Origin of the sequence: Rhodococcus sp. (in: high G+C Gram-positive bacteria) (genome assembly GCF_049286785.1) — a bacterium.
In the GTDB taxonomy this organism is placed as follows: domain Bacteria; phylum Actinomycetota; class Actinomycetes; order Mycobacteriales; family Mycobacteriaceae; genus Rhodococcus_F.
Window position 1 is genome coordinate 1 of sequence record NZ_JBAQEO010000326.1, and the last position, 9,991, is coordinate 9,991.

General features: G+C 67.8%; 8 protein-coding genes. All 8 read left to right on the plus strand.

Annotated features, from left to right (window positions below; genetic code table 11):
* Positions 1-261, plus strand: a 261-nt coding sequence (locus WAW17_RS12375) for a DUF1684 domain-containing protein (protein ID WP_422333266.1), incomplete at its 5' end; no start/stop codon positions are given.
* On the plus strand, positions 258-1,091 hold the full coding sequence (locus tag WAW17_RS12380) for an LLM class flavin-dependent oxidoreductase (RefSeq protein WP_422333267.1): 834 nt from the start codon (positions 258-260) through the stop codon (positions 1,089-1,091). The genes WAW17_RS12375 and WAW17_RS12380, both read left to right, overlap by 4 nt.
* 62 nt (positions 1,092-1,153) lie before the next feature.
* On the plus strand, positions 1,154-1,450 hold the full coding sequence (locus WAW17_RS12385; RefSeq protein ID WP_422333268.1) for an acyl carrier protein: 297 nt from the start codon (positions 1,154-1,156) through the stop codon (positions 1,448-1,450).
* Positions 1,447-2,544, plus strand: coding sequence for an acyl-CoA dehydrogenase family protein (locus WAW17_RS12390; RefSeq protein WP_422333269.1), 1,098 nt, complete (start codon positions 1,447-1,449; stop codon positions 2,542-2,544). The genes WAW17_RS12385 and WAW17_RS12390 overlap by 4 nt, the downstream gene beginning before the upstream one ends.
* Positions 2,541-3,551, plus strand: coding sequence for a 3-oxoacyl-ACP synthase (locus tag WAW17_RS12395; RefSeq protein ID WP_422333270.1), 1,011 nt, complete (start codon positions 2,541-2,543; stop codon positions 3,549-3,551). Before WAW17_RS12390 ends, WAW17_RS12395 begins: the two co-directional genes overlap by 4 nt.
* 3 nt (positions 3,552-3,554) lie before the next feature.
* Positions 3,555-4,697 (plus strand): HAD-IIIC family phosphatase, encoded by a 1,143-nt coding sequence (locus tag WAW17_RS12400; RefSeq protein ID WP_422333271.1) that lies wholly within the window; start codon positions 3,555-3,557, stop codon positions 4,695-4,697.
* On the plus strand, positions 4,694-6,268 hold the full coding sequence (locus WAW17_RS12405) for an amino acid adenylation domain-containing protein (protein WP_422333272.1): 1,575 nt from the start codon (positions 4,694-4,696) through the stop codon (positions 6,266-6,268). The genes WAW17_RS12400 and WAW17_RS12405 overlap by 4 nt, the downstream gene beginning before the upstream one ends.
* A partial coding sequence (locus WAW17_RS12410) for an amino acid adenylation domain-containing protein (protein ID WP_422333273.1) occupies positions 6,261-9,991 on the plus strand: 3,731 nt, incomplete at its 3' end. The genes WAW17_RS12405 and WAW17_RS12410, both read left to right, overlap by 8 nt.

The following is a 9,991-nucleotide window of genomic DNA, read 5'->3' on the forward strand; positions in this document are numbered from 1 at the left end:
GTGCACCACCTGGTCGCGTTCGCAGGGAAGGCCGGTGGGCTGCAGGTGCTGTTCACCGATGCCACCAGCGGCGTCAGCACGTATCCGGCGGCTCGGTCGTTGTCGGTGGACCAACCGGACCGACAGGGCCGGGTCGTCCTCGATTTCAACCGGGCGGCAAACCTGCCGTGCGCGTTCACCGACTACGCCACCTGCCCGGTGGCACCGGCGGGGAACAGGCTGCCGTTCGCCGTCCCGGCCGGGGTGAAGGTGGCGTCATGACCGTTGCCCTGTCCGTCCTGGCTCTGTCTCCGGTCAGTGAGGGGGCCACCGCCCGCACGGCGTTGCGGAACACTGTCGACCTCGCTCAGCACGCCGAGTCGTGGGGATATCGGCGTTACTGGGTGGCCGAGCATCACTTCGTGGGAGTCGCCAGTTCGTCACCGGCCGTGCTGATCGGCATCCTCGCGGCGGCGACGAGCACTCTCCGGGTGGGAGCGGCGGCGGTGCAGCTCGGCTACACGACGGCCGCCGCGGTGGTCGAGTCGTTCGGTACCGTCGAGGCGCTGTATCCGGGTCGCCTCGACCTGGGCCTGGGACGGTCGAGTCAACGCCGGGCGGAGGCTCTGAAGGCGGCCTCGGAAAAGGGACCGCCTGCACCGGTCCGCCGTGAGACCGAGATCCGCGACGGTGTGATCATCCCCGCGCCGTTCGATCCGACCGGGCTCCTGCTGTCGCCGCGCCTGACGGCATCGCTGGCAGCCCTGCAGCAGCCGGGGGCGCAGTCGCCGGAGTTCGAGGAGCAGGAGCTTGCCTCGACGTTCGCCCACTGGACGCACAGCATCCGGAGTGGGCACGGCGCGATCCCGTACCCGGACCCGGCGCACACACCTGCGCTGCACGAGGCGGAACGCGCGTTGGTGGAGGATCGGCTGATCACTCAGTTCGTGGGGTCACCCTCCACGGTGGCGGACCGCCTCGACAGCCTGCAAAAGCTGACCGGCGCCGACGAACTGGTGGTCACCAGCGTCACGCATACGCACGCCGATCGTCTGCGCTCCTATGAACTGCTCGCGAAGGAGTGGGGGCTGCCGCATCTCCTCGCGGCCTGACGAACGCCGTGCGGCCGAGAACCGCATGATTGAACGTTGGTCCAGCTGGGAATCCCTGGGACATGGACACGGAAGACGGACCTGTGCCCGAGTCCTTCGACGACCTCGCCGAGGAACTACGGCGGTACTTGAGTACGCTCACGTCGACCGAACTCGGTCCCGACGACGACTACTTCACATTGGGTCTGGTCAGTTCGCTGCGCGCCCTGGAGATCGTCACCTACATCGAGGGGAAACACGGTGTGGAGGTCGAGGTCGAAGATCTCGACCTCGACAACTTCCGCACCGCGAGGCGGGTAGCCGAGTTCATCCACCGCAAACGCGCAGATCAGGCTCGTGCCGATGAGGTCGCATCGTGATCGGGATCGACACCCTCGTTGCGACCGCGGCGAAGGAAGCAAGTGTCTGGGACGCGTCCGGTCTGCCGGACGAGGTGATCGCGTCCGCCGCCCTGACCGGTGTGCTCGGCCTGGACCGGCCGAAGGCGTACCGGGGATCCGGATCGGGACCCGCCGAACTGGGCTCGGTCGCAGAGAGACTCGGCGAGGTATGCACCTCGCTGCGTTCGCTCCTCACCGTCCAGAGCATGGTCGGTGCCGCTGTCGATCGGTGGGGCACCACGGCGCAGAAGGAGCAGTGGTTGCCGTATCTGGCAACCGGTGAAATTCTTGCCGGCTTCGCCGCGACCGAGGCCGACGCCGGCAGCGATCTCTCCGCCGTGCACACCAGCTTCGACACTCACGGGTCGGATTACCGCGTGTCCGGACGTAAACTCTGGGTGACCTTCGGTCAGGCGGCGGACGTGCTGCTCGTCCTCGGCCGGTCGCCCGACGGCTTGACGACGGCGCTGATCGAGACCGGGTGGTCCGGAGTGTCCGTGGAACCTGTCGAGGGACAACTCGGGATGCGCGGAGCCCGGGTGGCTCACGTGTCGATGGACGATGTACTCGTGCCCGCCGACAATGTCATCGCACCGCCGGGATTCGGTCTCTCGCACGTGGTGGGCACGGCGCTCGATCACGGCCGGTTCACGGTGGCCTGGGGCTGCATCGGTATGGCGCGGGCCTGTCTCGCCGATGCTCTCGCTCATGCGTCGAATCGGGTGCAGGGCGAAGTGGTGCTGTCCGAACATCAATCGGTGCGCGCACTGCTGGGACGGAGCTGGGTGGATCTCGCGGGTGCACGGGCACTCTGTGAGACCGCCACCCAGCAACGTCAGGCACGCGAACCGAGTGCGATCTTCGCGACGGTCGTGGCCAAGTACGCCGCGGCCCGCGTCGCCGGTTCGGTTGCCCAGCAGTCGGTTCAGATACTGGGGGCAGCCGGATGCGATGCGGACAGCAGGGTGGGCCGGTTCTACCGCGACGCCAAGGTCATGCAGATCATCGAGGGTTCGACGGAGGTCGCCGAACTCCATATCGGTGACTACGTGCTCGCCGGCGGGGCACCATGACGGCGGAGCGGACCGTCACGCTCGAGACCATCGCGCTGTGGTTCCCCGACGACTACGTGCGGGTGACCCACCTGCCCGAGCTCGAGGAACTGCCCGGCGGTCAGCGTGAGCACGCACTCGCCCTCGGGATCGGCACCGTTCCTGCAGGCGAGGGTCGCACCGAGGTGGACATGGCCTACGCCGCCGCCGCGCAGGCACTGCGGCAGGCGAAGGTGGATGCCACCGAACTCGACGCGCTGCTCTACGTACAGGGCAGGGTTCCGCAGTACCTGCTGGCGTCCGAGGCGACCCGTCTGCAGCACCGGCTCGGCGCACACACGGCGTTCACGACCGGCGTCGGCGATCTGGGATGTGTGTCGATCTCGGCGGCATTCGCGCTCGCGACGGCGCTGCTTCGAGGCGACGCCCGATGTCGGAACGTGCTGGTGGTGGCGGCGGCGAAGACACCGACCCGCGCCCGCTATCGCCCGCCGATGACAGTGCTCGGGGACGGCGCCGCCGCGGTGCTCATGACCGGGTCCGGCACGGGACGGTACGAACTGGTCGATCAGATCGTCCGGAGCAACGGGAAGTATGCCGACCTGTTCAGAATCGACTACCGCGACATCCCCGAGGCCGACTGGATCGAGGAATGTACGGACGAACCGACCTACACCTTCCGGCTCGCGGTCGAGAGCCGGAAACGGTTCACGGAGATCAACGCGGAACTCCTCGAACGAAACGGTGTGGGACAGGACAAGGTCGGCTCGTTTCTGATGCAGAATCTCTCGGCCGGTGCCTTCGCGTTCTGGCAGGAGGCGCTGGACGTGACGATCGATCCCGTCTGCCGCCGCAACCTCGAGAGGTTCGGCCACCTCGGATCCGTCGACGTGGCTCTCAACCTCGAGCGTGCGGCCGCGACACAATCCGCCGGCGACTACTGCCTGGCCATGAACAGCAGTCCTGTCGCGGCCTGGAGCAGCGCGCTGCTGCGCCGGCTACCGGACACGAACCCGGAGAGGGCGTGAGCGATGGCGGCCACGGTGAAGTGTGTGGTCTGGGATCTCGACGACACCATCTGGGACGGTGTCGTCCTCGAACAGGACGTCCCGGTGCCCAAACCCGAGGTTCTCCGCACCATCACCGAGCTCGACGCGCGGGGAATCCTGCACGCCGTCGCGAGCCGCGGCGAGTACGAGCCTGCGGTCGCACATCTACGGTCTCACGGGCTCGAAGAAATGTTCTGCGCCATCGATGTCGGCTGGGGTCCCAAGTCCGGGGCCGTCCGGCGAATAGCCGAGACCTTGAACATCGGCCTCGACACGATCGCCTTCGTCGACAACGATCCCGTCGAGCGAGCCGAGGTGTCCGCGGCGCTGCCGAACGTGCGCTGCTATCCGGTGGAAGCGGCCGGATCCCTGCCCCACCTTTCGGAGCTGACGCCGGCGGCGATCACCGAGGAGTCCCGGCAGCGCCGGGCGCTGTACCGCGCCGAACGGACCCGGCAAGCGGTGGAACAGGAGTTTCAGGGTTCGAGCGCCGAGTTCCTGACGTCCCTCGGACTGGTCATGAAGGTCCGTCCCGCCACCGAGGACGATCTGGATCGCGCCCACGAACTGACCGTACGGTCTCATCAACTCAATACCACCGGACGCACTTTCGGCATCGACGCGCTTCGGCAGTTGTGCGTCTCGGAGCGTCATGAGGTCCTCGTCGCCTCCCTCTGCGACCGGTTCGGCGGTTACGGCACGATCGGCCTTGCGGTATCCGAGATCCGAGGCGAACAGTCTGTTCTGCAGCTGCTGCTCATGTCGTGCCGGGTGATGTCGCGAGGGGTCGGAACCGCCTTCATCCGGCACGTCGTCGAGCGAGCCCGATCCCGGGGGCGGCGCCCGTACGCGGAGTTCGTGCCGACGGACGTCAACCGGGTGATGCTGGTGACCCTGCGCTTCGCCGGTTTCGAGGTGGTCGACGAACCCGACACCGAGTGGCGCGTCCGCGAAACCGGCGGAGGGCAGAGCGTCCGCGAAGCGGCCGGAGAGCGGAGTGCCCGCACTACCGCCGGAGAGCGGATACTATTGCTCTGCAATAACTCGCGAGGGTTGTCGGGGCCCGCCACCGATCACGTGCGGGTGCTCTCGGATGACGTGCCGAACGAGAGTGCAACGCCATGACGGATACGCGGGCAATCGGCAGTGTGTGGGCCGAGATCCTCCGACAATGTCACCGGGTTCCGGATCGCACCGCCGTCGTGGTGGGTGCGCGGTCGCTGACGTTCCGTGAACTGGATTCCGCCAGTGCGGCATTGGCCGGGCAGTTGGTGGCCGCGGGGGTTCGCCCCGGCCAGGTGGTGCTGATACATCAGCGGCAGAGCATCGACACGGTGGTGGGCTTGATCGCCGCGCTGAGGTCCGGCGCGGCCTGGTGCGTGATCGAACCCGGCCATCCCGCCGAGCAACTGCGCGCATTGTTGGGTGCCATCGACTGCGGTGCCATCGTGTACACCTCCGATGATCAGGCCACCAGCAGCGAAACGGTCGAGGCGCTCGCCCGAGTGTCCCGCGGCGACCCTCCGGTCGCGCTCGATATCGCACACCTTCCGGAGCCGACCGGAGCAGTCCCGCTTCCGGACGAGGTCCCTCCCGGCACGGCCGCCTATGTGGTCACCACGTCCGGGTCGACGGGTGTGCCCAAGGCGGTTGTCGTGACGCGGGCCAACCTCGTGAGCATGGTCGCGGGCCGCGACTACGAATTCGACGAGTCGACGCTCGTCACGTTCTCCGCGTTTCGACTCACCTGGGACGGCGCTCTGCTGATGACACTGTGGGCGCTCTGCGTCGGCGGGACGAGTGTGCTGCCCGACGACCGGGGCCTGCGCGACGCCGAAGCCGTTGCCGGTCTCGCACTGAGATGGCACACCACGCATCTGGTCGCGACGCCGTCGTTCTACCGGTTGTTGCTGCCTCATCTCGCGGCGGTTCGGATGCATCTGCAAGGTGTGACCCTTGCGGGTGAGCCCCTTCCGAGGACCCTGGTGCTTCGGCACCGTGCCGTCCTGCCGGGTATCGCCCTCCGCAACGAATACGGTCCGACGGAGACCACCGTCAGTTGCCTGGCGCACTCGGTGGACGAGGTGCCGGAGTCGATCGCGCCGATCGGCAGGCCGTTGGGATCGACCTCCGCACATGTCCTCGATGCAAAATTCACCCCCGCGCCGCCCGGCACCATCGGCGACCTTTACCTGGGCGGCCCGCAGATCTCCGAGGGTTACGCCGATCGACCGGCAGCCACCGCAGTGCGATTCGTGGCCGACCCGTTCACCGAGCTGGCCGGGGCCCGGATGTACCACACCGGAGATCTCGCGCGGGTGAATCCGAACGGCGACATCGAGTTCTGCGGGCGGGTCGACGGACAGGTGAAGGTGCGCGGAGCCAGGGTGGAGCGGCACGCCGTCGAGGCCGTGCTGGAAAGCCATCCGGCGGTGCGGCAGGCGGTGGTCCTCGCGACACCCAACGAGTACGACGAGAACGTCCTCACCGCGTTCTGGGTGCCCGCGGCGGCCACGACGGTGCTGCCCACGACCCGGGACCTGCTCGCGTTCTGCGCCGAGCGACTGGTCGCTCAGTCGGTGCCGGAACAGTTCGTTGCACTCGGCGCTCTTCCCCTCGCACCGAGCAGCAAGGTGGACGAGGGTGCGCTTCGTACGCTGCTGCCCGGCGCCGGAAGAGACGGTGGACATGGATGAACACCCCCCGCTGTCGGCGGCCTTCCCGCTGTCGTCGGCGCAGTACGACACCTGGCTTGCGCAGCAACTCGCACCGGAGGTGCCGCTGTGTATCGCCCAGTACATATCGCTGCACGGCGACCTGAACGTCGAACTTCTGCAGAGGTCCACGGTGGCCGCGGCCGAAGAGTTCGGCTCGCCGCTTCTACGGCTGGCGGTGGTGGCCGGCGAGCCCGTTCAGTGTGTGGATCCCGTGACGGACCGGTCGATCACCGTGCTCGATTTTCGTGGCGAGGACGACCCCACCGCATCAGCCCGCGACTGGATGCAGCAGGACTACGTGAGACCCGTCGAACTCCTCGGCAACCGGCTGGTCGATTCGGCCATCCTCAGAACAGGGGAACGGGAGTATCTGTGGTACAGCAAGATTCACCACATCGCCCTGGACGGCTATGCCGCGATGACCATGGTGAACCGGATCGCCGAGCTGTACACCGCCGCAGTGGAGAACCGTAGTCCGGCACCCCACGCGGCGGCGCACCCGCGGTATCTGTACGACCTCGATCAGCAGTACCGATCCACGAGCCGATTCGACGACGACCGACGCTATTGGGCCGGCCGCGTCGAAGGGTTCGAGACGGGCTCGACACTGGCCGCGGTATCCGCCCCCGCGGTGGCGGCGAGCATCCACATCGGTGCAGCGGTGCCGGGCGGTGTCACCCGCGCACTGACCGAGCACGCGCACAAGTCGACAGCCCTGATCATCGCGGGATACGCCTGCTACCTGTCCCGGATGACGGGCCGGACGGACGTGCTGGTGAGGATTCCCGTATCCGGGCGCACCACCGCGGCCATGCGCAGGTCCGGCGGCATGCTGGCAGGCATCGTCCCACTGCCGATACAGGTACGGCAGGGTGACACGGTGGGTGAACTGGCGGCACGGGTGCAGCTTCACCTGGTGGGTGCGCTGCGGCACCAGCGCCTCGGGCTGGGAGATATTCGCCGAGCCGCAGGTGCGGACGCGGTGGACCGGTTTTCGGGGCCGACGGTGAACGTGATGCTCTTCCGGCAGCAGATCCGGCTCGGCGCAGTCGAGGGTGATTACCACATCGTCACCTCCGGTCCGGTGGACGATCTGCTGGTCAACGTCTATCCCACCGGTCCGGCGGCGCAACCATGCGTCGATTTCCTGGCCAACCCGCACAGATACAGCCGCGACGAGGTGGCCGACCATCACAGGCGGTTCATGGAATTGCTCGACGAATTCGTCACCGCCGATCCGGCCGTGCCGGTCGCCGCGGTGCATCCGGAGACTGCCCGCATCGAGGAGAAGCAGCGGGCGGACGAGGCGCAACTCGCGTATTGGCGCCGCACGTTGGCCGACGCACCGCCGTTGTCGTCGCTACTCGCCGACCGGCCCCGACGTGCGCAGCGGAGCACCGCCGAGCAGACGATCGAGGCCTTGATCGACGCGGATCTGCATCAGGCGATGTCGGCACTGGCCCGGGAGCGGCACGGGGACTTGTTCGTAATTGCCCACACAGCGATTGCGGCGGCGCTCGCCCGTTCGAGCGGTGCCGAGGACATCGTGGTGGGAACGCAGGTGCCGGGACGGTCCCGGGTGGCGTTGCGCACCACCGTCCGCGGCGGAGCAACCTTCGGAGATCTGCTCGGGCGCGTGGGAGAAGTGGACCGCGAGGCATTCGCCCATGCCGACGTGCTCTTCGAGCGGGTGCTGCGGACGGTGGCGCCGACGCCCGCGACGGGAGGCGTGCCCCTGTTCCAGGTACAACTCGGCTTCGGTGAGCCCACCGCACCGCTCGGCTCCCTCGACCTGCGGGTGACATTGTCGGAGCGCCGCCACGACAACGGAGATGCCCAGGGACTGGTCGCAGCATTCACCTATGCCGGTGAGGTATTCGACGAAGCGACGGTGGCCGCCTTCGCCGAGCGATTCGTGACGATCCTCCGGACCGCAACCGGGGATCCCGCGGTCGTCGTGGGAGACATCGGCATCCTCGGCTCGGACGAACGCCGACTGCTCGGGAATTGGCAGGGGTCTGTCCGGCAGGACGCAATGCCCGACGACATACTGGCAGACGACACACTGGCCGACCTCTTCATGCGCCAGGTGGCACGGAGATCCGAGGCCACGGCGGTGACGTCCGAGGACGGGACGGTGAGCTACCGAGTACTCGACGCCCGTTCGAACCGTCTTGCCCGCCATCTGCTGTCGGTGGGGGTGCGGTCCGAGTCTCTCGTCGCGCTGGCTCTGCCGAGGTCGATCGACCTGGTGGTGGCGCAGTTGGCGGTGATCAAGGCCGGCGCCGGGTATCTGCCGGTCGACCCGTCGTACCCGTCCGAACGCCTCGAATTCGTGCTCGGCGATGCCCGGCCCGCCTGCGTGGTCGGTACCGCCGAGACAACCGGGTTGCCGCCATCCGTCGACTGTCCGGTGGTGGTTCTCGATTCACCCAGTGTGGCAGCGGCTCTCGCGGACACTTCGCAGTTGCCGGTGACCGTTGCCGATCGCGGGGGCCGTCGTATTCATCCGGATTCCCCGGCCTACGTGATCTACACCTCCGGCTCCACCGGGCGGCCGAAGGGAGTCGCGGTCACCCACCGTGGTGTGGTCGCACTCTTCGCCAACACCCGGCAGCAGTTCGGGTTCGACCACACCGACGTCTGGGCCCTGCTGCATTCCCCGGCCTTCGATTTCTCGGTGTGGGAGGTGTGGGGTGCGCTGCTGCACGGCGGTTCCCTGATCGTGGTCGACCAGGACACCGCGCGCACCCCCGAAAGACTGCTCGAACTGGTGTGGCGAGAACAGGTCACGGTACTCGACCAGACACCCACCGCCTTCACGTCGCTGATCGATGCGGCGGGGAACGATCTGCCGTTGCGTTATCTGCTTCTGGGCGGCGAGGCTCTCGACCCGAAGCAGCTCGAACGCTGGTACACCCGCCACGACGACACCGCCCCGAAACTCGTCAACATGTACGGTCCCACCGAGACCACCGTGCTCGTCACCCACCTGACGCTGACGCGAGCATCGGCCGCACCTGCCGCGGCGAGCGTCATCGGCCGACCGGTACCGGGCGTGCGCACGGCTGTGCTCGATGCCCGGCTGCGGCCGGTGCCGATCGGGGTGCCCGGCGAACTCTACGTCGCCGGTGTCCAGGTCGCGCGCGGCTATCACCACCGTGCCGGACGCACCGCGCTGCGTTTCGTTGCAGACCCCCAGGGGCCGGAAGGCTCCCGCATGTACCGCACCGGAGACGTGGTGCGCTGGCGGTGGGACGGCAATCTCGAGTACCTGGGCCGTGCCGATCGGCAGATCGAAATCCGTGGGTTCCGAGTGGAACCCGGAGAAGTCGAGTGGGCCCTGCTGCGCGCGTCCGGGGTGGCGCAGGCGCTGGCCGAGGTGTACGAGGATCCCACTCTCGGCGCGGTGCTGGTGGGATACGTGGTGCCGGAAAACGGTGTGGCGGTGGATCCGTCGAAGGTGGTGGAGGCGGCACGATCAGTACTTCCGGCGCACCTGGTGCCGGCTCGGGTGGTGGTACTCGACCGGTTTCCGGTCGGGGTGCACGGCAAACTGGACCGGCGGGCATTGCCCGCTCCGCGGTTCGGCGGATCGGGGCGGGAGTCGGCGCCACCGGCTGACGCCGTTGAAGAGGCACTGGCCACCGCGTTCAGCGACCTGCTGGGTGTACCCGCGGTGGGAGTGCACGACAACTTCTT